17 protein-coding genes and 2 pseudogenes are annotated in these 25,072 nt (G+C 64.9%); 14 read left to right on the plus strand and 5 right to left on the minus strand.

Annotated elements, in window-relative coordinates:
* Positions 1-79 precede the first annotated feature (79 nt).
* Positions 80-526, plus strand: coding sequence for a hypothetical protein (locus J7360_RS01715; RefSeq protein WP_139792819.1), 447 nt, complete (start codon positions 80-82; stop codon positions 524-526).
* 191 nt (positions 527-717) lie between these two features.
* Positions 718-1,110, plus strand: coding sequence for a hypothetical protein (locus tag J7360_RS01720; protein WP_211115790.1), 393 nt, complete (start codon positions 718-720; stop codon positions 1,108-1,110).
* A gap of 123 nt (positions 1,111-1,233) precedes the next feature.
* Here the strand turns inward: J7360_RS01720 and J7360_RS01725 are convergent, their stop codons facing one another.
* The 3 genes and pseudogenes from J7360_RS01725 to J7360_RS01735 all read right to left on the minus strand — a co-directional run bounded on the left by J7360_RS01725 (position 1,234) and on the right by J7360_RS01735 (position 3,128).
* Entirely contained in the window at positions 1,234-1,965 is a 732-nt protein-coding gene (locus J7360_RS01725; RefSeq protein WP_057662813.1) for a carbon-nitrogen hydrolase family protein, read from the minus strand.
* A 234-nt stretch (positions 1,966-2,199) separates the two neighbouring features.
* Positions 2,200-2,364, minus strand: a complete 165-nt coding sequence (locus J7360_RS01730) for a hypothetical protein (protein WP_162045111.1) — start codon at positions 2,362-2,364, stop codon at positions 2,200-2,202.
* Positions 2,365-2,463: 99 nt separating this feature from the next.
* Positions 2,464-3,128: pseudogene (locus J7360_RS01735) on the minus strand (hypothetical protein).
* 377 nt (positions 3,129-3,505) lie between these two features.
* On the opposite strand from J7360_RS01735, the gene J7360_RS01740 reads away from it, so the two are divergent.
* The 5 genes from J7360_RS01740 (at position 3,506) to J7360_RS01760 (ending at position 14,065) form a co-directional block, all read left to right on the plus strand.
* Positions 3,506-6,622 carry a maltotransferase domain-containing protein gene (locus tag J7360_RS01740; RefSeq protein ID WP_057662811.1) on the plus strand — a complete coding sequence of 1,039 codons (3,117 nt, stop codon included), beginning with the start codon at positions 3,506-3,508 and terminating at the stop codon, positions 6,620-6,622.
* Positions 6,619-9,969: a maltose alpha-D-glucosyltransferase gene (treS, locus tag J7360_RS01745; RefSeq protein ID WP_209033134.1), complete on the plus strand. Its 3,351-nt coding sequence runs from the start codon at positions 6,619-6,621 to the stop codon at positions 9,967-9,969. Before J7360_RS01740 ends, treS begins: the two co-directional genes overlap by 4 nt.
* An 11-nt stretch (positions 9,970-9,980) precedes the next feature.
* Complete coding sequence (glgB, locus tag J7360_RS01750) at positions 9,981-12,164, plus strand: 1,4-alpha-glucan branching protein GlgB (RefSeq protein WP_057662806.1); 2,184 nt, start codon at positions 9,981-9,983, stop codon at positions 12,162-12,164.
* Positions 12,165-12,354: 190 nt separating this feature from the next.
* Positions 12,355-12,849: a metallophosphoesterase family protein gene (locus J7360_RS01755; protein WP_057662804.1), complete on the plus strand. Its 495-nt coding sequence runs from the start codon at positions 12,355-12,357 to the stop codon at positions 12,847-12,849.
* A gap of 67 nt (positions 12,850-12,916) precedes the next feature.
* Positions 12,917-14,065 carry an aldo/keto reductase gene (locus J7360_RS01760; RefSeq protein ID WP_209033136.1) on the plus strand — a complete coding sequence of 383 codons (1,149 nt, stop codon included), beginning with the start codon at positions 12,917-12,919 and terminating at the stop codon, positions 14,063-14,065.
* Between the two features lie 44 nt (positions 14,066-14,109).
* Here the strand turns inward: J7360_RS01760 and J7360_RS01765 are convergent, their stop codons facing one another.
* Positions 14,110-15,732: a carboxylesterase/lipase family protein gene (locus tag J7360_RS01765; protein ID WP_057662797.1), complete on the minus strand. Its 1,623-nt coding sequence runs from the start codon at positions 15,730-15,732 to the stop codon at positions 14,110-14,112.
* Entirely contained in the window at positions 15,729-16,808 is a 1,080-nt protein-coding gene (locus tag J7360_RS01770) for an alpha/beta hydrolase (RefSeq protein ID WP_022557838.1), read from the minus strand. The genes J7360_RS01765 and J7360_RS01770 overlap by 4 nt, the downstream gene beginning before the upstream one ends.
* Positions 16,809-16,947: 139 nt before the next feature.
* On the opposite strand from J7360_RS01770, the gene J7360_RS01775 reads away from it, so the two are divergent.
* The 7 genes and pseudogenes from J7360_RS01775 (at position 16,948) to kduI (ending at position 24,833) form a co-directional block, all read left to right on the plus strand.
* Positions 16,948-17,769 carry a 2-keto-4-pentenoate hydratase gene (locus J7360_RS01775; protein WP_209033138.1) on the plus strand — a complete coding sequence of 274 codons (822 nt, stop codon included), beginning with the start codon at positions 16,948-16,950 and terminating at the stop codon, positions 17,767-17,769.
* 37 nt (positions 17,770-17,806) lie between these two features.
* Positions 17,807-18,805 carry a TRAP transporter substrate-binding protein gene (locus J7360_RS01780; RefSeq protein ID WP_007968136.1) on the plus strand — a complete coding sequence of 333 codons (999 nt, stop codon included), beginning with the start codon at positions 17,807-17,809 and terminating at the stop codon, positions 18,803-18,805.
* 10 nt (positions 18,806-18,815) lie between these two features.
* A complete protein-coding gene (locus J7360_RS01785; protein WP_007968133.1) occupies positions 18,816-19,337 on the plus strand; it encodes a TRAP transporter small permease in 522 nt (173 codons plus the stop codon).
* A complete protein-coding gene (locus tag J7360_RS01790) occupies positions 19,337-20,620 on the plus strand; it encodes a TRAP transporter large permease (RefSeq protein ID WP_005912129.1) in 1,284 nt (427 codons plus the stop codon). The genes J7360_RS01785 and J7360_RS01790 overlap by 1 nt, the downstream gene beginning before the upstream one ends.
* 195 nt (positions 20,621-20,815) lie before the next feature.
* Positions 20,816-22,400 (plus strand): annotated as a pseudogene (locus J7360_RS21585) (family 43 glycosylhydrolase).
* A 145-nt stretch (positions 22,401-22,545) separates the two neighbouring features.
* Positions 22,546-23,604, plus strand: coding sequence for a LacI family DNA-binding transcriptional regulator (locus J7360_RS01800; RefSeq protein WP_007968130.1), 1,059 nt, complete (start codon positions 22,546-22,548; stop codon positions 23,602-23,604).
* 374 nt (positions 23,605-23,978) lie between these two features.
* Positions 23,979-24,833, plus strand: coding sequence for a 5-dehydro-4-deoxy-D-glucuronate isomerase (gene kduI, locus J7360_RS01805; RefSeq protein WP_007968129.1), 855 nt, complete (start codon positions 23,979-23,981; stop codon positions 24,831-24,833).
* The last annotated feature ends 239 nt before the right edge of the window (positions 24,834-25,072 follow it).

Raw genomic sequence — 25,072 nt, forward strand, 5'->3', positions numbered from 1 at the left:
TCCAAAAGCCACTCTTCGGAACGACGCCACCTTCCGCCCTGTCAGGTCTCGTTGTTCAGACCTTCCTTAGTAGGAATTTATGAACTCTTTTTTTGATAGAATTTTTAAAACTAAAATAAAAAATCCAAATATTTCACGGATTGACCGTTTAGTTCTTGATTCGATAGGAGGGGAGTTACCTATCCCTGAAAGAGAGCTATGGAATTTGCAAATTTCTAAAATAAATAAAGTGCAACGACTGCCGCACGGCGTGGAAGTCAATTTTTACCGGATGTCCAAAGGAAAGCCAACTTTTGATGCTGCAATTGCTTTCAAAAATAAAACGGAAGAACTTATGGTTGCGAGCCTGGTTATTAAATCTTGCAATCAAGAGCTGACCGCCAAGGTGTGGTGTGTCAGAGGATTTATTTTCTCAATTGAGTACGAGGCTGCTCCTGCATTTCTTGATGAGAATTTAGGTTCCGGCCAAGGGGTGGACGATGTCAGGATAACCCTTCACGCTGATCTGAGCGCGTCGATAAATTAATGTCCACGGTCTCCGAATAAAAAATCTCAGATGCGTTGGATTACGAATTAACGTGGAGCAGCAAGTGACGGCGCTAATTTTGCTCCTTAGTTCGATTCAATTGATCTTGAGTAGCAACGCCGCCTGAAGTACAAAAACTGCAGGACGCCATTACGTCTATCCCTGGTATTACCGATGCAGCGGTGGACAACATGGATCTTTCTGAGGTCACGGAAAGCGACTTCAGTCTTCTTCCGTATGCCGACCTGCCGCTCGGCGCGTTGAAGCGCACAAAGGGAGGCTTGGCCAACGAGCTTGCCATCTCCGTCAACTTTGGTATCACGCGCGATCCGAAAGGCCTCAAGGCACTCGAGTTCCTTTCCTGGTGGGTACGCGATTCGGCGCGAGCGGGCGAGCCGATGCAGATCAGGAGCGTTGCGCTTCCACCCATCGGCGATCAGTTTGGTACGTCACTTCGGTTTTGCATCGATTATTTTTACGCTGATTCTGAGCAGGATATCGGCAAGCTACTGTCCAAGGTAGGGAAGTTGGCCGTTGAGCTCAACAGCGCGAAGGGCTTATATCCCCAGGTCGTTGCATCCTGATAATGCATTCACGCCAAACCTGCCGCCGCGGATGCCTCGCGCAGCTGCTGACGCAGCGGGCAAGCGGGATTGCCGAGCGTCACCGCACAGACAGGGCTGCCTGTTACCGGCCTTGCCCTGATCTCAAGCTAAGCTGAAGACGTTCGCTTTTCCGGTCCCCGTGTCGTACGCCACCAATGCCTCCTGGAAGGCATCAGCGCTGCTAACGAGGTCACCGTCACTGCTCCAGATGGCAGACCGACCCGCTCCTATGAAGGTATCGGCAGGGCCTACACAGTTCGCCATCAAGACAGTCATGGAATGTGTTTTTGCAATGGTCGGATAATGACTGTAGGCCGATGTCACGCCTCTTTCCGACTTGGCCACGCTTGCCAGATACACGCCAGCACCTGACGCTGCAGCTTGTTCTGCATGGTTTGCCTGCAGTGACTCGTAGCAAATGGCAGGCGCCAGCAGCTGATCAGCGTGTCTGAGAACAAGCTGCTCGGTACCGGCGGTGAAGAACGGTAACTCGTCAGGGTGTAACTGCTGCTTGGAGTAGCTTGTGCGCTCCAGCCCCGGTTGGAAGCAGAGCATGCTGATTTCGGTACCTTTTGCCCCCTTCGTGGGCGCGCCAACGGCGATGAGCATGCCGTGCCGGTCACTTGCCAGCTGAAATTGATCAAAGCGCTGATCAGCCAGCTGCACCGCCAGCACCTGCGCCAATCCGGGTTCGTAACCAGTGAGGGAAAGCTCGGGAAAGACCAGCACATCCGCACCCTTGCTCGCCGCCAGGCGAATGACATCGAGGTGCTTACTGATGTTCTCTTCGACTTGGCCAGGCGTCGAAAGGATTTGCGCAGCTGTCAGCTTCATTGCCTGTCTCGTGTCCGTGCATCGGAGTTTAGCGTAGCGGATTCCGAAAGGCAGGTAACCAGAGTGCGCTTGAAGGCCAGCATATGCTGCTCAAACGCTCGCACTTTCGAAAGCGAGACGTCTTGCCAGGACGCCTATCTTCAGCGGGTCAGGAGGATAGGTTGACCGGCTGGTTACCGATCTTCTCCAGCGTGACTGGTTATAAATCAGGGTGCGCCGCACCGAAACAGGCACTCAGTTGTTGAGCACCGAGGTTGTCCACACCTGGTCGTAGTCGGCATTGTGTGCCTTGGTGAATCCGTTGGCATCGCTGCGTCCATCGTCGACTTTTTGGCCATCCTTGTAGATCACGTAATGGCGCCCGCCGGCAGCCTGGTCGCCGTGGTAATGCAGCTGCATCCGGTGCACCAGCCTGCTCTCTTCCGCTGCTGGCGTCGCCGGCTGCTGTTTGTGCGCCGTCCTCTGCAGGAACGCGGCGCATCGGGCCTAGGCTTGCGATTACTTCTTTCGGTACACCCCGCCGAAGGAAACGTTCATTCCGCCGCATTCCAGGTTGTCGTCGACCACCAGCAGGTCGCGCAGCAATTGCAGGCGCACCTTGCACGTGTTCTCGTTGACCTCGACGCGGTTGCCTTCTGGATAGCCGCGCGCGGTGACCGAGCCCGTGTGCGGGCCGCCCGGCGTCTGTTCCGGCTCGGGAAAGGCGCTGGGCCAGTACGCATCGCCGTTGACGGTGATGCTGCCGTCTGCGTTGGGGGGCAACTGCAGCGTGTTGTCGCCGTCGTGCCAGTGACCGTTCCACGCCTGTGGTGTGGGCGCGGCCGCGCTTGGCTGCATCCGCAGGTTGGACTGTGCAACCCAACCAGCACTGCCGCCTCCCTTGTTGGGGTAGAGCACGCAGACATACGCATTGCGACGCTGCGCCGTCAGGACAGTATCGTTCTTGAACACATAGGCGCGTCCCTGGCATGCGGCCTCGCCTCTTTTCCGGACAGCCATCGGTCTCCTTGAGCAGATACATGCGCGGCGGGATGACCTTCCCGAGTGAGAACGCCACCGGCGCGCTGGTGAACAACATTGCGGCAAGTGGGATCGTTGGTGGCAGGCGCTGCGTGGACCAGCGGTGAAATGCCTAACAAGGCAAGCATCCAAGCCTTGTGCATGGCAATGACTCCAAATGGGGGGCGGTAGTGTGCGGCAAGACGACCGCCCTTTCAGCAGGACCGTGTCACCACACGCCATGCGCACCACAGCCGCGCTTGTTTGATTTTCGTCAATTCCACCGACACATGAAATTCGCAGTGGGGGTGTTTGACTGCATGGGTCAAGAATCGTTGCGGAGTCGCGCATGAGTGCAGTCACGGGTGGCAGGGTCGGTCGGGCAGCGTGCCGGCAAGCGTCAATACGGCAAGGTTCGGTACGTAGGGATGGTGGTGCGGCGTGCGGTGAGCAAAGGCTCGCAAGACTGCCACGTGGTACGCGTCCGCTGGCTTCCCACGTGACGGTGCGCATGCGCGCCGTTGCCTGTTGAGGGGGCGCCATGCGCATCTGTGTTCTCAATGAAGCACTGAAGGACGCAACCGGGCTGGAGCAGCGCTGCGTGGCGGTGCGTGAGGCTGGCTGCGATTACGTGGTGATGGCGGCACCCTTCGAGCGCGATGCCGAAGGCCGTCTGATCGAGCCCGCGGCCGGCGCCCAGACGCAGGCGCAGCGCCTGCAAGAGGTCGTGCAGGCGGCGCACCGCGCGGGCGTGAAGCTGTTGATCGATGTGCGCCTGGACGAAGTAGGCGGCGCCAGCGCGGTGGTGCGCGATAACCCGCAGTGGTTCCGCGCGCGCAGCACCGCGGTCCCGGATCCGCGTCAGCCGCGTGCTACGCCGGAAGTGGCCGAAGCACGCTTTGCCTATGCACAAGAAGGCGCGGCGCTGGTGGAGTGGTGGAGTGCGCGCCTGTTGGAGTGGGTGAGCCAGGGCGTTGGTGGCTTTCGTCTGTTGCAGCCGCACCAGGTACCAGTACAGCGCTGGCGCGAGTTGATCGCGCGCGTGCACGCGCAGGCGCCGGAGGTGGTGTTTGCGGCATGGACGCCGGGCCTGGGGCTGGACGCATTGCAGCAGCTGGCCGGTGCCGGGTTCGATGCGGCGTTTTCCTCGCTCGTCTGGTGGGATGGTCGCGGCAGCTGGTTCTTCGACGAAGACAGCGCGCTGCGCGCGTTGGCCGCGCAGGTCGTTGCGGTGCTGGATGCGCCCGATGACAAGCGCGCCGCGGCGCCCGAGCAGCACTGGCAACTGGCGCTGGCATTGGGCGGGTCATGGCTGTTGGACGATGCGCACCTGGCAACGTTGCCATCGTCGATCCGCGCCACCGACGGCCTGCCAACCAGCAACGCAGGCATGCGGTTGCGCCCGCTGCTGCGCGAGGCGACCGGGCTCACCGCGGTGGCGATCGAGCCGCTGGGCGGCTTGCCCTCCCTGTTATTGATCAATGGCGACACCCAGCACGTGGTGCCGGTGCCGGCCTCAGACCTGTTGCGGCTGCTCGGCGATGCCGAGGCCTTGGTGGCCGAAGATGGCCGCACGTTGTCCGGGGCCACGCTGGAGGCGCTGGAGCCTGGCGAGGTGCGCGTGTATCGCAGCGTGCCGGCGCGCCATGTGCTGGCAGTGCCGCGCATGCGCCCGCGCGCGCAGACGGCCGGTACCTGGCCGCGCGTGTGCATCGAGTCGGTGACGCCGTCGGTGGATAACGGCCGTTTCCCGGTCAAGCGCACGGTGGGCGACCGCATTTGCGTGGAGGCCGACGCGTTCTGCGATGGGCATGACCGCATCGCGGTGGCGGTGCTGTGGCGTCCGGCCGACGCCAAGGCCTGGGCCAGTGCGCCAATGCGTGCGTTGGGCAACGACCGCTGGCGCGCCGAGTTCCCGTTGGAACGTATCGGCACCTACGAATTTCGCGTGGAAGCCTGGCGCGACGTCTTCGCCACCTTGCATGCGGATCTGGAAAAAAAACGGGCTGCCAATACGGTGTTGCCGGTGGATGTGCAGGAGGCGGTTGCGGCAGTGCAGGCCGCACAGGCGCGCAGCGACGGTGCGCTGGCCGAGCGCCTGCAGGCAGTGCTGACCCGCATCGGCGCGCAGAGCGAACCCTTGCAGCAGCTGGCCATCGTGCTGGAGCCGGACACCGCGCAAGCGATGGCGCTGGCCGACGATAAGCCGTTCCGCTCGGAATATCCGGTCACCTTCCGGGTCGAATCCGAGCGCCGCGCGGCGCATTTCGCCAGTTGGTACGAACTGTTTCCGCGCTCGCAAAGCGGCGATGCGAGCCGGCATGGCACATTCGACGACGTCATCAAGCGCTTGCCGCACATCCGCGCGATGAATTTCGACGTGCTGTACATGCCGCCAATCCATCCGATCGGCCTGAACAACCGCAAGGGCCGCAATAACTCGGTCACGGCGGTGGAAGGCGAGCCCGGCAGCCCGTATGCGATCGGCGCGACCGATGGTGGGCATACCGAAGTCCATGCCGAACTCGGTGGGTTGGAAGGCTTTCGCCGGCTGATCCAGGCCGCGCGCGCGCAGGGTCTGGAAGTGGCGCTGGATTTTGCCATCCAATGCGCCCCGGACCACCCCTGGTTGAAGGAGCACAAGGATTGGTTCACCTGGCGCGCGGATGGCTCGATCCCGTACGCAGAGAACCCGCCCAAGAAGTACCAGGACATCGTCAACGTCGATTTCTATGCCAGCGGCGCGGTGCCGGACCTGTGGAATACGCTGCGCGACGCGGTGCTGTTCTGGGTCAACGAAGGCGTCACGCTGTTCCGTGTCGACAATCCGCACACCAAGCCGTTCCCGTTCTGGGAGTGGTTGATTGCCGATGTGCGCGGCCGGCGCCCGGATGTGGTGTTCCTTTCGGAAGCCTTTACCCGGCCGAAGATGATGTACCGCCTGGCCAAGTGCGGCTTCTCGCAGTCCTACACCTATTTCACCTGGCGCAACCACAAGCACGAGCTGCAGGCGTACGTGGAAGAGTTGAACGATGGCGTGCCGCGCGAGTGCTTTCGCCCGCATTTCTTCGTCAATACGCCCGACATCAACCCGCTGTTCCTGCAGACCAGCGGGCGCAACGGACATCTGATCCGCGCCGCGCTGGCGACCACGCTGTCGGGTTTATGGGGCATGTACCAGGGCTTCGAGCTCTGCGAAGCCACACCGCTGGCGCCTGGCAAGGAAGAGTATCTGGACTCGGAAAAATTCCAGCTGCGCGCCTGGCCCGAACGCGCGCCCGGCGACATCGTCGAGGAGATCACCCGCTTCAACCAACTGCGTCGCATGCATCCGGAACTGCAATCGCACCTGGGCACGCGCTTCTATCAGGCGCATAACGACCAGGTGCTGTACTACGGCAAGTTTCTGGATGGCGGCTACCTGTCGCGCAGCCGCAGCATGGTGCTGGTGGCGATCAACCTGGACCCGCATGCCGGGCAGGACGCCGATATCGAAATCCCGTTGTGGGAACTGGGCCTGCCAGATCACGCCAGCGTTGCCGTGGACGACCTGTGGGACGGGCATCGCTTCGCGTGGCATGGCAAATACCAACACATCCGTCTAGAGGCAACGCGACCGTTCGCGTTATGGCGCATCCGCGCAGGAGAGGTCGCATGAATGCAGTGGCATCGTTACAAGCCGACGCAGAGCAGTCGGCCGTGGTTGCCGACCAGCGCTGGTACAAGGACGCGATCATCTACCAGGTGCACGTCAAGTCGTTCTTCGACTCCAACGACGATGGCATCGGCGATTTTCCGGGGCTGATCTCCAAGCTGGATTACATCGCCGAACTCGGCGTGGACACCATCTGGTTGCTGCCGTTCTATCCCAGCCCGCGCCGCGATGACGGCTACGACATCGCCGAGTACATGGCGGTGCATCCGGATTACGGCAGCATCGAAGACTTCGAGCAATTGGTGGCGCAGGCGCATGCGCGCGGTATCCGCATCGTCACCGAGCTGGTGATCAACCACACCTCCGATCAGCATCCCTGGTTTCAGCGCGCACGCAACGCGCCGGCCGGCTCGCCGGAGCGCGACTTCTACGTGTGGTCGGACACCGACCAGGAATACGAAGGCACGCGCATCATCTTCTGCGATACCGAGAAATCCAACTGGACCTGGGATCCGGTGGCCGGGCAATACTTCTGGCACCGCTTCTACTCGCACCAGCCGGACCTGAATTTCGATAACCCGGCGGTGCTGGAAGCGGTGCTGGAGGTGATGCGTTTCTGGCTGGATCGCGGTGTGGATGGCCTGCGCCTGGACGCGGTGCCGTACCTGATCGAGCGCGCCGGCACCTCTAACGAAAACCTGCCCGAAACCCACGCCATCCTGCGCAAGATCCGTGCCACCCTGGATGCCGAATACCCGGACCGCATGCTGCTGGCAGAAGCCAACATGTGGCCGGAAGACACCCAGCAATACTTCGGCCAGAACGCCGACGAATGCCACATGGCGTTCCACTTCCCGCTGATGCCGCGCATGTACATGGCGATCGCGCGCGAAGACCGCTTCCCCATCACCGACATCATGCGCCAGACCCCGGAGATTCCGGAGAGCTGCCAGTGGGCGATCTTCCTGCGCAACCACGACGAGTTGACGCTGGAAATGGTCACCGATTCGGAGCGCGATTATCTGTGGCAGACCTACGCGGCCGATCGCCGGGCGCGTATCAACCTGGGCATCCGCCGCCGCCTGGCGCCGCTGCTGGAGCGCGACCGTCGCCGCATCGAACTGATGACTTCGTTGCTGCTGACCATGCCCGGCACGCCGGTGCTGTACTACGGCGACGAAATCGGCATGGGCGACAACATCCATCTGGGCGACCGCGACGGCGTGCGCACGCCGATGCAGTGGTCGATCGATCGCAACGGCGGTTTCTCGCGCGCCGACCCGGCGCAGCTGGTGCTGCCGCCGGTGATGGACCCGCTGTACGGTTTCCAGGCGGTGAATGTGGAAGCGCAGATCCGCGACCAGCATTCGCTGCTGACCTGGACCCGCCGCGTGCTCAGCGTGCGCAAGCGCTACCAGGCCTTCGGCCGCGGCAGCTTGCGCTTCCTGTACCCGGGCAACCGACGCATGCTCGCCTACTTGCGCTGCTATCAGGATGAAACCGTGTTGTGCGTGGCCAACCTCTCGCACACGTTGCAGGCGGTGGAGCTGGATCTGTCCGAGTTCGAAGGTCGCGTGCCGGTGGACATCATCGGCGGCGGCAGCTTCCCGCCGATCGGCCGGTTGACCTATCTGCTCACGGTGCCGCCGTTCGGTTTCTATGCCTTCCAATTGGTCAGCGAAGGCACGTTGCCGGATTGGCATGTCCCCAGCCCGGTGCCGCTGCCGGATTACCGCACGCTGGTGCTGCGCAGCGATGCCGACGAAAGCGCTGCACTGCTGCCGCATCTGCCCACCCTGGAAGACGAAATCCTGCCGGCGTGGCTGTCGGCACGGCGTTGGTTCTCGGCCAAGGACCAGGCGCTGCGCAGCGTGCGCATCGCGCGCCGTACGCCGCTGCCAGGCGATGAGCCGATGACCCTGCTGGAACTGGAGGTAGAGCTGGAAGACGGCCGCCACGAGCGCTACATGCTGCCGGTGGGCATCGTGTGGGAGCGCGAGCAGCCGAGCACGCTGGCCGAGCAGCTGGCGCTGGCGCGCGTGCGCCAAGGCCGCGAGGTCGGCTATCTCACCGACGCGTTTGCGCTCAAGCCCATGGTGCGCGGTGTGATCGATGCGCTGGGCAGCCATGCAGCGCTGGACTTCTGCGATGGCGACGATGCCTCCCAACAGGGGCAGGTCTGCTTCGAAGCCACCCCGGCACTGGCAACGCTGGACATCCCGCAAGATCCGGAAATCCGCTGGTTGTCGGCCGAACAGAGCAACAGCTCGCTGGTGGTCGCCGACAAGGCCGTGTTCAAGCTGCTGCGGCATGTGGCCGTGGGCGCCAACCCGGAGATCGAGATCGGCCGCCGCCTGACCGAGATGGGCTATGCCAATGCCGCGCCACTGCTGGGCAGCGTCAGCCGGATCGACGGGCAGGGCACCGTCACCACCATCGCGTTGTTGCAGGGCTTCATCCGCAACCAGGGCGATGCCTGGCGCTGGACGTTGGACCATCTGGCGCGCAGCTTCGACGAATACGCCACTGCGCAGACCGACGAAGCGCGCGCCGAAGCGGTCGCCGGCTACGACGCCTTCGCCGCCGTGGTGGGCAAACGGTTGGCCGAATTGCACGAAGCGCTGTCACGCGGCACCGACGATGCCGACTTCGCGCCGCAACGCATCGACCTGCCCACCGCCAACGATGTGGTGGCCGGCGTGGGGCGCCAGGTCGAAGAGATGTGGGAGACCGTCAACGCACGCCTGGCCGGCATCGAAGACAGTGCCGAGCGCGAAGCGCTGGAGGCGGTGCTGGCCGAGCGCCCGCAGCTGGACGCCTTGCTCGCCAGGGCGCCGAGCGTGCTGGCCGATTCCTTGCTCACGCGCGTGCACGGCGATTTTCACCTGGGCCAGATCCTGGTGGCCTTCGACGATGTGGTGCTGATCGACTTCGAGGGCGAGCCGGCCAAGCCGCTGGCCGAACGCCGCGCCAAGGCCAGCCCGCTGCGCGATGTTGCCGGCTTCCTGCGCTCGCTCGATTACGCCAGCGAAGTGTCGGCACGTGGCGAGGAAGGCACCGCCGCCCGCGCGGGTGTTGGTGTGGACACCCATCTGGACCAATTCCTGGTGCAATTCCGCCGCCGCTCCACACAGGCCTTCCTGGACGCTTACCATGCCGTGCTCGACGCCAGCGCCCATCCGTGGATTGCGCCGGCGGCGTTCAATGCAGCCACCTTGTTGTTCCTGGTGGAGAAGGCTTGCTACGAAGTGCGCTATGAAGCGGCCAATCGCCCAGGGTGGCTGATGGTGCCGATCGAAGGCTTGCGACGCATCCTGCAACGCGCACGTGCCGGTGCAGGAGACACATGATGAGTGGAGTAATGACAGCAGTGAGCAATCGATGGGATCCCGGCGCGGTACGCGCCCTGGCAGAGGCGCGCCATGGCGACGCGTTCGCGGTATTGGGCGCACACCCGTCCGACAACGGGCGCTTGTTGCGCACCTATCTACCCGGCGCCGACCGGGTCAGCGCGGTGCTCGACGATGGGCAGGTGGTGGCGCTGGACGCCGGCCCGGAACCGGGCCTGTTCGCCGGCGAGTTGCCGGCGCACGGTGGGTATCGCTTGCGCATCGGCTGGCCCGGTGGCGAGCAGGAGACCGCCGACCCGTACGCGTTCGGCCCGCAGCTCAGCGACTTCGACCTGCACCTGATCAGCGAGGGCCACCATCTGCAGCTGGCCGACGCGCTGGGTGCCAACGTGGTCGAGGTGGAGGGCGTACGCGGCACGCGCTTTGCCGTCTGGGCACCGAATGCCTCGCGCGTGGCGGTGGTGGGCGACTTCAACAGCTGGGACGCGCGCCGTCATCCGATGCGGCTGCGGCATCAGTCCGGCGTGTGGGAACTGTTCGTGCCCGACGTCGGCCCCGGCGCGCATTACAAGTACCAGCTGCGTGGTCCGCACGGGCACGAGTTGCCGGCCAAGGCCGACCCGGTGGCGCGCCGCGCGGAGCTTGCGCCGGGCACTGCGTCCATCGTGGCCGATCCCACGCCGCATCAGTGGAGCGACGACGGCTGGATGGCCACGCGTGCGCGTCGCCAGGCCCACGACGCGCCGATGAGCATCTACGAGATCCACGCCGGCTCCTGGTTGCGCGAAGCAGGGGTTGATCTGGATTGGGATGGGCTGGCCGATCGCCTGATTCCGTACGTGGCCGATATGGGCTTCACCCATGTCGAGTTGATGCCGGTAAGCGAGCATCCGTTCGGCGGCTCGTGGGGCTATCAACCGCTGGGGTTGTTCGCGCCCACCGCGCGCTTCGGCACGCCCGATGGTTTCGCGCGCTTTGTCGATCGTTGCCATCGCGAAGGCATCGGCGTGATCGTCGACTGGGTGCCGGCGCACTTTCCCACCGATGCGCACGGGCTGGCGCATTTCGACGGCACCGCGCTGTACGAGCATGCCGACCCGCGCGAAGGCTTCCATCGCGACTGGAACACGCTGATCTACAACCACGGCCGCCGTGAGGTGTCCGGGTTCCTGATCGCCAGTGCGATGGAATTTGTGCAGCGGTATCACGTCGACGGCCTGCGCGTGGATGCGGTGGCCTCGATGCTGTACCGCGATTACAGCCGCAACGCCGGCGAGTGGATACCCAACATCCACGGCGGGCGCGAGAACTACGAGACCATCGCGTTCCTGCGCCGGCTCAACGAGGTGGTGCGCGAGCACACGCCGGGTGCGGTGATGATTGCCGAGGAATCCACTGCGTTTCCCGGTGTCACCGCCGACGTGGCGCACGGCGGCCTGGGCTTCCACTACAAGTGGAACATGGGCTGGATGCACGACACCCTGCATTACGCCGGGCTGGATCCGATCTATCGCCGCTACCACCACGGTGAACTGACTTTCAGCATGGTCTATGCGTATTCGGAGCGCTTCGTGCTGCCGATCTCGCACGACGAAGTGGTGCACGGCAAGGGTTCGTTGCTGGGCCGCATGCCGGGCGACGATTGGCAACGCTTCGCCAACCTGCGCGCGTACCTGGGTTTCATGTTCACCCACCCGGGGCGCAAGTTGCTGTTCATGGGTTGCGAATTCGGCCAGCCGACCGAGTGGAATCACGACGCCGGGCTGCCATGGCATTTGCTCGACGACCCCCGCCATCGTGGGGTGCAGACGCTGGTGCGCGATTTGAACCGGCTGTATGTCCAATACCCGGCGCTCCACGTGCACGACGACGATCCGTCCGGCTTCGCCTGGGTGGTGGGCGACGATGCCGGCAACAGCGTGGTGGCGTTCCTGCGCAAGGGCAAACGCGGCGACGCACCGGTGCTGGTGGTGATCAACTTCACCCCGGTCGTGCAACACGGCTATCGCATCGGTGTGCCACAAGGCGGCCAGTGGCGCGAGGTGTTCAATAGCGACGCCGGCATCTACGGCGGTGCGAATCTGGGCAATGGCGGCAGCGTCACCGCCGAGCCGCAATCCATGCACGGGCACGCGCAATCGCTGCCGCTGGTGTTGCCACCGCTGGGCGCCATCGTGCTGACGCCGTATGGCTGATGCCCCCTGCGCTCCCCACCGGACTACTGGCCCGGTGGGAAGCGGCAGCTGCGTCATGCATCCCGCTGTCGTTGACAGGTGGGTCATGCACTGGCATCGCTTGCATTCATGCACTCCGACTCGACGGTGATGGCATTGATCTCTCCAGGCCGGGATCTGGCAGCAGATCATCCAGCAGCAGGTCATCTTGATGATCATGCGCAAACGCGGTGATGGCGAGACGGGCACCGGCACGCAGATCGGCGTGATCTCCGATACGCACGGCCTGCTTCGGCCCGAAGCGCTTGCCGCGCTCGAGGGCTGTACGCAGATCATCCATGCCGGCGATGTTGGCAAGCCGCAGGTGCTTGAGGCACTGCGGGCACTGGCACCGCTGCATGCCATCGCAGGCAATATCGACGACAAGCCGTGGGCCACCGGCTTACCGCAGACGCTGGATCTGCAGATCGATGGCGTGCGCATCCATGTGCTGCACGATCTGAAGACGCTGGCACCGCAGGTGCAGGCCGACGTCGTCATCAGCGGCCATTCGCACAAGCCGCTGGTGCACATGCACGATGGGGTGCTGTATCTCAATCCGGGCAGCGCCGGGCCGCGTCGTTTCAGTCTGCCGATCAGCGTGGCCACGCTATGGCTGGGCGATGGCGCGCCACGCGCGCAAGTGCGGCCACTAGCCCTGGGCTGAGTTCGCTGACTCGGCATGCACACCGGCGGGGCCATGCTCGTGGACCACGTTGTTGCAAGGAATTCCCATGAATACACGTCGCCAATTCCTTTCCGCCGCCGCCGCCGGCACTGCGGCGTTGGCCGCTGCGCCGTTGATGGCGCAATCGTCGGCGCCCGGCAGCGTGATGCCCACGCGCGGGAAAACCGACGCGGGCGCATTGCCGACCAATCCGCTCGTCAAGGGCGGACGCTACAGGCCTCGCAGTCGCCTCGGCTTCGGTGGCGTGGCCATCGGTAATGGCTTTGCGCCTGCCACCGACGCACAGAGCGAGCAGACGCTGGCAGCGGTGTGGGAATCGGGGGTGCGGTATTTCGATACCTCGCCTTGGTACGGGCTGGGCCTGTCGGAGCGCCGCACCGGACATCATTTGCACAACCATCCGGCCGACGATTACGTGTTGTCGACCAAGGTCGGGCGCTTGCTCAGCGCGACCGACACGCCACCCAAGACGATGTGGCAGCAACCGTCGCCGTTCGACTATCGCTACGACTACAGCGCGTCCGGTGTGCGGCGCTCGATCGAAGACAGTCTGCAGCGTCTGGGTGTGTCGCAGATCGACATCGCATATATCCACGATCTCTCGCCAGAGAACGAAAAAGACCTGGGCATGCCGTGGGAGCAGCGGTTCGCCGAGGCGGTGAAGGGCGCGATGCCGGAGCTGACCAAGATGCGCAAGGAGGGCTTGATCAAGGCCTGGGGCTTTGGCGTCAATCGTCCCGAGCCGGCCTTGCGCGCAATCGAAGAAGCCGACCCCGACATCTTCCTGCTCGCCTGCCAGTACTCGCTGCTCGACCATGCGCAGGCCTTGCATGACACCTTTCCGAAGATCGCAAAGCACGGCGCCTCGGTTGTGGTCGGTGCGCCGCTGTTGGCTGGCTATCTGGCCGGGCGCGAGCGTTATCTCTACGACGGCACCATTCCGCCATGGGCGCCTGCCAAGCGGCAGAAGGCGTTGGCCATCTGCGACCGGCACGGTGTGGATCTGCGCACCGTCGCGCTGCAATTTGCTGCGGCCCCGCAGGTGGTGTCGGCCGTGATTCCCGGTGCGCGCACGGCCGAGCAGGCACGGGCCAATGCGACCTCGATGCGGGTGACGATTCCGTCGGCGGTCTGGGAAGCGCTCAAGCGCGAGGGCGTGATCGAGGCAGATGCGCCGGTGCCCGCTGCGCGTTGAGGGCCGGGCCGCGCGTAGCGCATGGTGTTTGCGCTGCGTGGCAATCAAAACGTCCCGCGTTGAATGAACGGCGCTTGTTGATACAACAGGCGCTCGCCACCACGTGGATCCAGTTCCAGCCGGCTTGGCGTATCGAACACCAGCGTTTCGCGCCGTTTCAAGGAATACCGCTGCCAGTGCGGCGCCCCACGACGATTGGGGTCGCCATGCCGCGCAAACGCAAGCAGCGCTTCGCTCATCTGCTCGGCCATGCGCTGCGCATCGGCACCATCGCCGGTACGCGAACCCGGCTGGCGCACGTTGTCGAACACCAGCGGAATATCCAAGGTGTGGAAGGCGCCGAACTTGCCGCCATCCAGCGGCGAACCCCAGTCCAGTTGATAGACCCAGGTGGGCGCGCCCTGACGGGCACGCGCTTCGGCTTCTTCGACGGCGCCGCGCCACGAGCGGCCGGCGGTGGTGGCTGCGAAGAACACCTGCGACGGCGTGTACTGCGGATAGAGGCGCCGATATTCGGCAATGATCACCTGCGGCAACAGGTCCACATATTGCTGCGCCTCCAGCCTGGCCGGCAACTCGTCCCAACTCAGCGCGAAGTTCTTCGCATCGTTGCCGAGAAAGCCGCGTGTTTCATCGCGCGTATTGCCGATCACCATCGGAAGACGTGCCGACTGCACCGGCGCTGTTGGCCAGAACGGATGCACCGGCACGTTGCGCGCATCCAGCACCGGGCCGAAATACAGCGCGTTGCTTTCCACCCGCGATGGGTCGCGCACTTGCGCGGCAGCCAGCAGTTGGGCCACCGGCAGCGTGCGCATGCGCGCGATCTCGCCTGACGAAATCTTCAACGCGTCCAGCAGCAGCTGCGCGCGCTGGGTGGCCGCACGCGGCCCGGCCACGGTGACCTGTTGCCCGCTCATGGTCCAGGCGCGATGAAATAGCCCACGCGCGGCCGGCATCGCCATCAGCGTGGCGATCTTGGCGCCACCGCCGGATTGCCCAAACACCGTGACGTTGCCTGCGTCGCCACCGAATTCGGCCGCGTGCTGGCGCACCCATTGCAGCGCCTGGACCAGGTCCAGCTGCCCGGCATTGCCGGAGTCGGCAAAAGCGGCATCGCCCAACTGCGCCAACGACAGATAGCCAAACAGATTGAGCCGGTGATTGACGGTGACCACCACCACATCGCCGCGCTTGCACAGGCGCACGCCATCGTAGAGCGGGTCGCTGCCGGAGCCGGTGGTGTAGCCGCCGCCGTGGATATAGAACAACACCGGCCGCTTGCCGCCATCGCGCAGGCCGGGTGTCCACACATTGAGGAACAGGCAGTCCTCACTGGTGGGCTCGCTGGCCTTGGGCTGTGGCGCCGCTGCACCGAAACCGCTGGCATCGCGCACGTGGTGCCACGGCGTTTCCTGCAGCGGTGCCTGGAAGCGCCGTGGGCCGGTGTCGCCGCCATACGGGATGCCCTTGAACACGCAGACGCCCTGGTCGCGGTAGCCGCGCAGTGCGCCGCTCCGCACGCGTGCCAGCGGCGCGCCATCGTCGCGTGGCGGCGGAAGTACGGCCGCGGCAGCGAAGCCGGGGAGCGTTGCGGCGGCAGTGGCGAACAGGCCACCACGCAGCAGCGTGCGTCGGTGTGCGTCCGGCGTGGGCCGGGCCGTCATCGCGCCACCTCCTTCGCAGGTGCAGGTATCGGTGCGGGGTTGGATGCCGGCGTCTGCGGCTTGACGACATGCGCGATCCAGGCCTGCGCCAGCTGCGGCCATGCGGCCACGGTGAGGCCGGTGCCACGGGCAGTGCCGAAGCCATGGCCACCTTGCGGAAACACATGTAGTTCGCTCGGCACCCCGGCGCGCAGCAGCGCATCGTGCATCAGCAGGCTATTGCGCACCGAGACCACGGCGTCGTCCTGCGCATGCAGCAAAAAGGTGGGCGGCGTGCGTGCGTCCACGTGCAGCTGCGGCGAATAGGCCTGTACCTGCGCCTGGCTCGGGGCGCTGCCGAGCAGGCGTTCGCGTGAACCTTTGTGCGCGTTGGCGCTGTCCATGTCGATCACCGGGTAGATCAGCAGCTGGAAGTCCGGTCGTGCGCTCAGTGCATCGGCCGCGTCGATGGACGAATACGCCTGCGCGGCGTAACGCGTCCCCAGGCTGGCGGCCACATGGCCGCCGGCCGAAAAGCCCATCACGCCCACGCGCTGCGCATCGATGCCATAGCGCGCCGCGTTGGCGCGGATCAGCCGCAAGGCACGTTGCGCATCGGCCAGCGGCACGTCGGCGCCGTTCGGGTGGCCTTCGCCCGGCAGCCGGTAGCGCAGCACGAACAGGGTGATGCCGGCGGCGTCGACAAAGCCGGGCACCAGCGCGCTGCCCTCGTTGTCCAGCACGATGCGTTGGTAGCCGCCGCCAGGCGTGACCAGCAGGGCGGTGCCATTGGGCTGTTTGGGCCGGTAGACCACCAGATACGGCGTACTGACCTGCTGGATGTAGCGATCCGGCTGCGCCGGCTCGCTGCTGCGCTCGACGATGCGCTGCGGTTGCGGCAACGCCGTATCCCCCGGTGCCAGGCGCGTTGGCCACAGCGCGATCCGGCTGGCTTGTTCGGCGGCAGTGTCGGCGCTCGGTCGCTCGGCCGCCGGCGCCGGGCCGGCCAGCAACGCGCCCAGCACTAGGACCGCCAGGCCATGCCGCGTGGCGCGCGAAAGCGCGGTCAAAGCACGCGTTTGGCGTGTCTGTTCCATTCACCCCTCCCAGGGCCACTTCGTCACCGCGACCACAATTGCCGCAGTGCACATTGCCAATGACACCGGTTTACCATATACAGCACACCGTGCCGCTGTCGATTGGCAGTGCAACAAAACACCTATCGGGGAGACACCCTTGAGCAACGACGCCGCCACTCCGCCATCGTCCACACCCGCGCTGTCCGCCATCGCCCAGCGCTTTGTGGAAGCACGCCGTGCAGGGGCATCGCTGCCTGACTTTCCCGGGCAAATCCCCGACGATCTGGTCACCGCCTACCAGGTGCAGGACATCGCCATCAGCCAGTGGCACGACCACGTCGCCGGCTGGAAGGTGGGGTATATCGCCGCCGAGCGCCGCGACGCGTCCGGCGACGAGCGTCTGCTCGGCCCGATCTTCTCCCGGAAGGTCTGGAATGCTACCGGTGGAACAACCGAGTTCCCGATCTTTGTCGGCGGCTTCGGCGCAGTGGAAGCCGAATATGTCCTGATGCTCGGCGCCGACGCCCCGGCCGAGCAGACCCACTTCACGCCGGAGCAGGCGGCAGAGCTGCCGGCCACGTTGTTCATCGGGGTGGAGATCGCCAGCAGCCCGCTGGCCACCATCAACCAGTTAGGCCCGCGGGTGGTGATTTCGGACTTCGGCAACAACAACGGCCTGATTCTGGGCCCGGAAGTGACCGATTGGCTGGCGCGCGACGAGACTGCGCTCACTGCCCAGACGCTGATCGACGAAAAGGTGGTCGGCACCGGCGGGGCCACCACGCTGCCGGGCGGGCTGCGCGCGGCCTACGCATTCGCGCTCAGCCGTTCGGCACAGCGCGGGCGTCCGCTCAAGCGCGGTGATCTGATTGCCACCGGCAATGCCACCGGTATCCACGACATCGAAGTGGGGCAACGTGCCCTGATTCGCTTCGCCGGCATCGGCGATATTTCCTGTACGGCCGTGTCCGCCAGTTGACGGCGGTCCCCGTGACCAGACGCTTGGGAGGGCGCCAATGATCACACGCAGACATTTTCTTGGTGCCGGGCTCGGCGCCGCTGCCGCCGCCCCCTGGTTGGGGGCCGGCGCCACCACGCCGATTCCCGGCGGGCAGCTGCTTACCGCCACCGATGTACACGTCGGCGACTACCCCACCGTGGAAGCGGTGCGCTGGTTCGGCAAGCAACTGGAAGAACGCACCAATGGCCGGCTCAAGCTGCGCCAGTACCACTCCGGCCAGCTGGGCCGCGAATCGGAGGCGATCGACATGGCGCGCTTCGGCGCCATCGACATCACCCGTGTGTATTCGGGCGCGTTGAACAACACCTTCCCGCTCACGCAAGCGCTGTGCCTGCCGTACGTGTTCGACTCGGTACCGCATCTGCGTCGCGCCATCGACGGGCATGTCGGCGACAGCGTGCTGCGCAGCTTCGAGCAGCGCGATCTGGTCGGTCTTGCCATCTACGATTCGGGCGCGCGCTGCTTCTACAACACCAAGCATCCGCTGCATCGCCCGGAAGATCTCAAGGGCCTGAAATTGCGGGTGGCTTCGTCGGACATCTTCCTCAAGTTGATGCGCATGCTGGGCGCCAACCCCACGCCCATGTCGCTGGGCGAGACGTTTTCGGCGATGGAAACGCACATGATCGACGGTGCGGAAAACAACATGCGCAGCTTCCAGTCCAGCCGGCATTTCGAAGCCGCGCATTACTGGTCGCAGAGCGAGCATTCCTACGCGCCGGACATCCTGGTGATGTCGCGCAGGAGTTTTCAATCGCTGAGCGCGGCCGACCGTGGCCTGGTGGTGGAACTGGCGCGCGCCTCGGTGCCGGTGATGCGCAACTTGTGGGATGCCTCCGAGACGGTGGCGCGCAAGCAGGTGATCGACTACGGCGTGAAGCTCAACCAGGTCGACATGCCGGCATTCCGCGCTGCCGCTGCGCCGCTGTTGGCCGAATACCGCAAGCAGCCGGAGATCGAAACCCTGTACCGCCGCATCCGCGATTTCGCATAGAGGTGACCCGATGACCGAACCCGAGACTATTGCCGTCCCGGTCGCGCCGTTGCAGCGCGCGCTGGACCGCGTTTCCGATATCGCCGTGGGCGTGGCCTCATTGGCGCTGCTCGGCCTGGTGGTCGTGCAGGGCTGGCAGGTGTTCACCCGCTACGTGCTCAACGACTCGCCCAGCTGGACCGAACCGGTGACCTTGTTGCTGCTGAGCACCGCACTGAGCCTGGGCGCGGCGGCCGGTGTGCATACCAACCGCCACTTCGGCTTTTACCTGCTGGGCGAACACGTGCCGCCGCTGGTGCGCAAACTCTTTGAAGTGATCCGCCCGCTGATGATCATGTCCATTGGCGCGGTGCTTGCGTGGTGGAGCGCGGCGCTGCTGCTCGATGGCCTGGATATCAAGATGGCCGGCGCGCAGATGCCGCAGAGCATCAACTACCTGCCGCTGTCGATCGGCGGTGCGCTGATGGTGCTGTTTGCCGTGTTCAAGTTGTGGCGTGTGCTGCGCCCGGTCCATGTCGGAGGAGTGCGCTGATGGGCATCGCCATGTTGTTGGGCACCTTCGTGGTGCTGCTGCTGATCGGCGTGCCGGTGGCCTACGCCCTGGGCGCGGCGGCGCTGGCCACGCTGCTGTATCTGGACCTGCCCACGGTGGTGCTGGTGCAGCAGATTTCCGCCGGCAGCGGCTCGGCGTCGTTGATTGCGATTCCGCTGTTTATCTTCGCCGGCGAGTTGATGCTGCGCGGTGGCATTTCCGAACGCTTGATCGCCTTGGCGTCCTCGTTGGTCGGGCGTGTCCGCGGTGGCCTGGGCCAGGTCAGCGTGCTGTCGTCGCTGTTCTTCGGCGGCGTCTCCGGCTCGGCGATTGCCGATGTCTCGGCGGTCGGCGGCACCATGATTCCGCAGATGATCAAGCGCGGTTACGACCGCGATTACGCGGTCAACGTGAGCATGACCGCTGCGCTGGTGGCCTTGCTGGTGCCGCCTTCGCATAACCTGATCCTGTTCTCGGCCGCGGCCGGTGGCGGCTTGTCGATTGCCGATCTGTTCGCGGCCGGCATCTTCCCCGCGTTGTTGATGACCGCTGCGATGATGGTGACCGGCTATGCAGTGGCGCGTCATCGCGGCTACGGCACCGAAGCCTTTCCCGGTTGGCGTGCGGTGGCCTTGCGCCTGATCGGCGCGCTGCCCGGCCTGGGGCTGGTCGGCTTGATCTTCATCGGGATTCGCGCCGGCATCTTCACCGCAGTGGAAAGCGCCGCCATTGCCGTGGTGTACGCCTTGATCGTCACCGCGTTGTTGTATCGCCAATTGCGTTGGGCCGAGTTCTTCGCTGCGGTGACGCATGCGGCGCGCACCACCGGCGTGATCCTGTTCGTGATCGCCACCGCTGCGGTGTTCGGCTGGTTGCTGGCCTATCTGCAGGTCCCTGCAGCGGCGGTGAAGTTCCTGCAGGCCATTGCCGACAGCAAGAACACGGTGCTGCTGATGATCGTGGTGATGCTGCTGTTGCTGGGCATGTTCATGGACCTGGCGCCGAAGATCCTGATCTGCACGCCGATTTTCCTGCCGGTGGTCAAGGCCTATGGCATCGACCCGATCCACTTCGGCCTGGTGATGGTGCTGGCCGGCGGTATCGGTTTGATCACGCCGCCGATCGGCTCGGTGCTGTTCATCGGCACCTCCATCGGGCAGATCACCATTGCCCAAAGCATGCGCACCATCTGGCCGTTCTGGTTGGCAGCGCTGTGCGTGCTGTTGATCGTGGCGTTTTTCCCCGAGTTGTCGCTGTGGCTGCCGCGCGCCCTGCGCGCCTGAGCCGGGGTAACTGCGTGATGGCATGACTGGCAGACGGGCGATCGGTACGGCTTCTTCGCATCGTATCGATCGCCTGCCATCCAGATGCAAGCGCGCCAGACATCGTTACCGGTGGCGGGGTTCTACCGCATCTGGTTAACCGGTGGCATTGCCCGCCATCGTGGTAAAGCCCGGCATCCGGGACTAGGAGAGAGCATGCGTGTGCGTCCCATTTCATCCCGGTGGCGTTGGCTGATGGCCGGCGGCTTGCTGTTGTGCGCCGGCCTGAGCGCTGCGGCGGACTGGAAGCGCGGTATCGAACACCAGCGCATCGCCGACCAGGGCGATGGCAGCTTTCTCAATCCGGTGCTGGCCGGCGACCATCCCGATCCGTCGGTGCTCAAGGATGGCGATGATTACTACCTCACGCTGTCCTCGTTCGATGCGTACCCGGGTCTGCCGATCTGGCACTCGCGCGATCTGGTCAACTGGCAGCCGCTGGGCCACGCCATCACCCAGAACGTCGGTGCGATCTGGGCGCCTGACCTGATCAAGCACGGCAAGCGCTACTACATCTATTTCCCCGCGCGGCATGGCGATCAGGGCGAGCGCAGCAATTTCGTGGTGTGGGCCGACCACATCAAGGGCCCATGGAGCGCGCCGATCGATATCGGCCTGGGCAAATACATCGACCCCGGCCATGCGGTGGGCGAAGACGGCAAGCGCTACCTGTTCCTGAGCGGCGGCGATTACGTGCAGCTGTCCGATGACGGCTTGCAGGTGGTCGGCACGCCCAGGCACGTCTACGACGGCTGGAAATATCCGGAAAGCTGGGACGTGGAAGGCTACGCCCAGGGAAGGCCCCAAGATCACCCGCCACAACGGCTGGTACTACATGACGACCGCGGTGGGCGGCACCGCCGGCCCGCCGACCGGGCACATGGTGATCACCGCGCGTTCGCGTTCGATCCACGGTCCGTGGCAGAACGCGCCCAACAACCCGATCACCCGCACCAGGAGCGCGGATGAGCCATGGTGGTCGCGTGGCCACGCCACCCTGGTGGAAGGCACCGACGGCCGCTGGTGGATGCTCTACCACGGCTATGAACACGGCTACTGGACGCTGGGCCGGCAGGCCTTGCTCGACCCGATCGAATGGACCCCGGACGGTTGGTTCGTCGCCAAGGGCGGCGATCTGGGCACCCCGCTGAAGAAACCCAGCGGGCAGGCGCTGCAGCACGGGATGGCGTTGTCGGACGATTTCCGTGCCGCCACGCTGGGCCCGCAGTGGGCCTTCTTCAACCCGGCTGCCGACGAAGCCAAGCGCCTGCAGGTGGGCAATGGCGTGTTGCGCCTGCAGGGCAAGGGCAGCGCGCCGCGCGACGCTTCGCCGCTGACGGTGATCGCCACCGACCCGGCCTACCAGTTCGAAGTGCAGATGACCGTGGCACCGGGCGGGCAGGGCGGGGCGTTGCTGTTCTACAGCGACAAGCTCTATGCCGGCGTCGGCAGCAATGGGCAACAGTTCGTCATGCACCGCTATGGCGAGGAACGCCCGGGCACGCTGGCGCCCAGCACCACCGGCGGCACGCTGTGGCTGCGGGTCACCAACAACCGCCACATCGTCACCATTCACAGCAGTCCCGACGGCAGGACGTGGACCAAGTACCCGGTGCAGATGGAAGTGTCCGGTTACCACCACAACGTGGCCGGCAAGTTCCTGGCCCTGAAGCCGGCGCTGTATGCCGCAGGCCCCGGCCAGGTGGAATTCCGCAACTTCCGCTACCGCGCCCTTGACTGACTGACCGTTCTGCATCGGCGGGCATGTCGTGGCGCTGCCTGTTGTGGCAGGCCCGGCACGGCGGACCCGGTGCAGCGGCAGGCCTCGCTCAGGTCTACCGCCCCCGGGGCCGGTAGAATCCAATCAACTTTACTGGTTGACCGCTATGCCCGCCCGCAAGATGCCTGAAGAGGGAATGCCTGGCCTGCCGAAGGGTCGGGTTGCAACGATCAACGACATCGCGCGGATGTCGGGCGTGTCCAAGAAGACCGTCTCGCGGATCATCAACAATTCGCCACTGGTGCGCCAGGACACGCGCGAGAAGGTCGAGGCGCTGATGCGCGAGGTCGGCTACGCGCCGGATCCGCTCGCGCGCGGGCTGGCGTTCCGGCGCTCGTTCCTGATCGGCATGGTCTACGACAACCCCACCGCGCAATACATCGTGGACATGCAGTACGGCGCGCTGGACGCACTGCGCGGCTCCAGCTTCGAGCTGGTGGTGCACCCCTGCGACAGCCGCAGCCCCGGCTACATCGAAGGCGTGCGCCGCTTTGCCCAGGCACAGAAGCTACACGGCGTGATCCTGGTGCCACGCGCCTCCGAAGACCAGGCGCTGGCCGACATGCTGGCCGAGATCGGCTGCCGCTACACCCGCATCGCCTCGATCGCGCTGGATGCCACCTCGCAGACGGTGATCACCCACGACCGCGACGGGGCAGCGGAGGCGGCCGATTACCTGCTCTCGCTGGGCCACCGCGACATCGCCCTGGTCACCGGCCCCAGCGCCTACCGCTCCTCGATCGAGCGCACCTCCGGATTTGCCGACGCGCTGACCCGGCGCGGCATCGAGTTGCCGCCCGAGCGCATCGTCGAAGCCGGTTACACCTTCGAATCCGGCGTGGCGGCGGCCGAAAAGCTGCTGCTGGGCAAGAAACGGCCCACCGCCATCTTCACCGGTAACGACGAAATGGCCGCCGGTATCTACAAGGTCGCCCTGCGCGCCGGCATCAACATCCCGCGCCAGCTCTCGGTGATCGGCTACGACGACAGCTCGCTGGCCTCGCGCCTGTGGCCGCCGCTGACCTCGGTGCGCCGCCACACCCGCGACACCGGCCGCACGGCCGCGGCGATGCTGATCCAGCCCGACAACGCGCCGCAGCTGCCCACCGCCAGCGTGCGGCCGCACCTGATCGTGCGCGACTCCTGCCAGCCGCCGGAGGATTGATCGCCGCGCGCCGCGCGCTCCCCCATCCGCCCTCCGGGCACCTTCCCCCGCAGGCGGGGGAAGGCAGTCCGGCGGTCGCTGCTGTAAAGCCCCTCTCCCGCCTGCGGGAGAGGGGTTGGGGTGAGGGTACGGCGGCAGGCAGCCGTCCGGGAAAACCCAGCTGTAAGTCGAGGCGAAGGCACACATCAACGGTCACCCGCTCAAACCCCGCACGCTGATCCGGTGCTGTGCGCAACCTTCTCCCAGGGAGAACGGACAAGCCTCCCCGCCGCCGACACCTATTTCGTGCACTGCGCAATGACACCGGTTAACCAGAGTCGGTAGAATGGCCCGGTGCAAGCCACTGCCCCCGCGCTTGGCACCGGAGATCGCGCATGTCCCTGTACTGCAAGACCCATTACGCCACCCATCCCGACGCCATCAAGGGCGCCAGCAACGACGACCTGCGCGAGCTGTATCTGCTCGACGGGCTGTTCGTGGACGACGCGGTGACGCTCAAGTACACCCACTACGAGCGCTTCGTGCTCGGTGGCGCCGCGCCGCTGGGCAAGACGCTGGAACTGCCCCGACAGACCGAGCCGGCGTCGGCCGCCGGGCACCCGTTTCTGGAGCGTCGCGAGCTGGGCATTCTCAATGTCGGCGCAGGCACCGGCACGGTGACCGTGGACGGCACCGCCTACACGCTGGGGCCGAAGGACGGCCTGTACGTGGCGATGGGCAGCACCGATGTCAGTTTTGCCTCCGAAGACGCGGCCAACCCGGCCAAGTTCTATCTGGCCTCCACGCCGGCGCATGCGCGCTTCGAGACCAAGCAGCTCTCGATCAAGGATGCGGTGGCACTGGAGCGCGGCGCGCTGGAAACCAGCAACGAGCGCACCATTTACCAGTACATCGTGCCGGCCACCTGCCAGTCGTCGCAGCTGTTGCTCGGCCTGACCGTGCTCAAGCCCGGTAGTGTCTGGAACACCATGCCGCCGCATCTGCACGACCGCCGCAGCGAGGTGTATTTCTATTTCGACCTGGGCGCCAACGACCGCGTCTACCACTTCATGGGCGAACCCGATGCGCAGCGCCACATCGTGATTCAGAACAACGAAGCGGTGGTGTCGCCGCCGTGGTCCATCCACATGGGCGCCGGCACCTCCAATTACGCCTTCATCTGGGCAATGGGCGGCGAAAACCTGGATTACACCGACATGCATGTGCTGGATATCTGCCAGCTCAAGTAAGGCCTGCATCCACGCGCCTGCACGCAGGCGGCCGCGGCCATGACGCCGCTTTGTTCAAGCCGGTGCCAGTCACGCCGGCGCGATTCAGATGGGCCTTCGGCGCTGCACCCATTCGTATGACGTCATCGTCCGCGCACTACGCGGTTCACTCAGCACACCACGGCACATCCAGCAGGAGCGATAAGGTAATGAGCAATCCGTTCAGTCTCGAAGGCAAGGTCGCATTGGTCACCGGTGCC

The organism is Xanthomonas sp. D-99 (assembly GCF_017746145.1).
GTDB lineage: Bacteria > Pseudomonadota > Gammaproteobacteria > Xanthomonadales > Xanthomonadaceae > Xanthomonas > Xanthomonas cissicola.

Excerpts from the sequence above, each read along its gene's own strand:
- J7360_RS01730 (WP_162045111.1), bottom strand. The coding sequence starts at position 2,364 with ATGCAGCTGCATTACCACGGCGACCAGGCTGCCGGCGGGCGCCATTAC.
- J7360_RS01770 (WP_022557838.1), bottom strand. The coding sequence starts at position 16,808 with ATGGAACAGACACGCCAAACGCGTGCTTTGACCGCGCTTTCGCGCGCC.
- kduI (WP_007968129.1), top strand. The coding sequence starts at position 23,979 with ATGTCCCTGTACTGCAAGACCCATTACGCCACCCATCCCGACGCCATC.
- J7360_RS01765 (WP_057662797.1), bottom strand. The coding sequence starts at position 15,732 with ATGACGGCCCGGCCCACGCCGGACGCACACCGACGCACGCTGCTGCGT.
- J7360_RS01760 (WP_209033136.1), top strand. The coding sequence starts at position 12,917 with ATGAATACACGTCGCCAATTCCTTTCCGCCGCCGCCGCCGGCACTGCG.
- J7360_RS01800 (WP_007968130.1), top strand. The coding sequence starts at position 22,546 with ATGCCCGCCCGCAAGATGCCTGAAGAGGGAATGCCTGGCCTGCCGAAG.
- J7360_RS01725 (WP_057662813.1), bottom strand. The coding sequence starts at position 1,965 with ATGAAGCTGACAGCTGCGCAAATCCTTTCGACGCCTGGCCAAGTCGAA.
- J7360_RS01720 (WP_211115790.1), top strand. The coding sequence starts at position 718 with ATGGATCTTTCTGAGGTCACGGAAAGCGACTTCAGTCTTCTTCCGTAT.
- J7360_RS01780 (WP_007968136.1), top strand. The coding sequence starts at position 17,807 with ATGATCACACGCAGACATTTTCTTGGTGCCGGGCTCGGCGCCGCTGCC.
- J7360_RS01740 (WP_057662811.1), top strand. The coding sequence starts at position 3,506 with ATGCGCATCTGTGTTCTCAATGAAGCACTGAAGGACGCAACCGGGCTG.
- treS (WP_209033134.1), top strand. The coding sequence starts at position 6,619 with ATGAATGCAGTGGCATCGTTACAAGCCGACGCAGAGCAGTCGGCCGTG.
- J7360_RS01785 (WP_007968133.1), top strand. The coding sequence starts at position 18,816 with ATGACCGAACCCGAGACTATTGCCGTCCCGGTCGCGCCGTTGCAGCGC.
- J7360_RS01715 (WP_139792819.1), top strand. The coding sequence starts at position 80 with ATGAACTCTTTTTTTGATAGAATTTTTAAAACTAAAATAAAAAATCCA.
- J7360_RS01790 (WP_005912129.1), top strand. The coding sequence starts at position 19,337 with ATGGGCATCGCCATGTTGTTGGGCACCTTCGTGGTGCTGCTGCTGATC.
- glgB (WP_057662806.1), top strand. The coding sequence starts at position 9,981 with ATGACAGCAGTGAGCAATCGATGGGATCCCGGCGCGGTACGCGCCCTG.
- J7360_RS01755 (WP_057662804.1), top strand. The coding sequence starts at position 12,355 with ATGATCATGCGCAAACGCGGTGATGGCGAGACGGGCACCGGCACGCAG.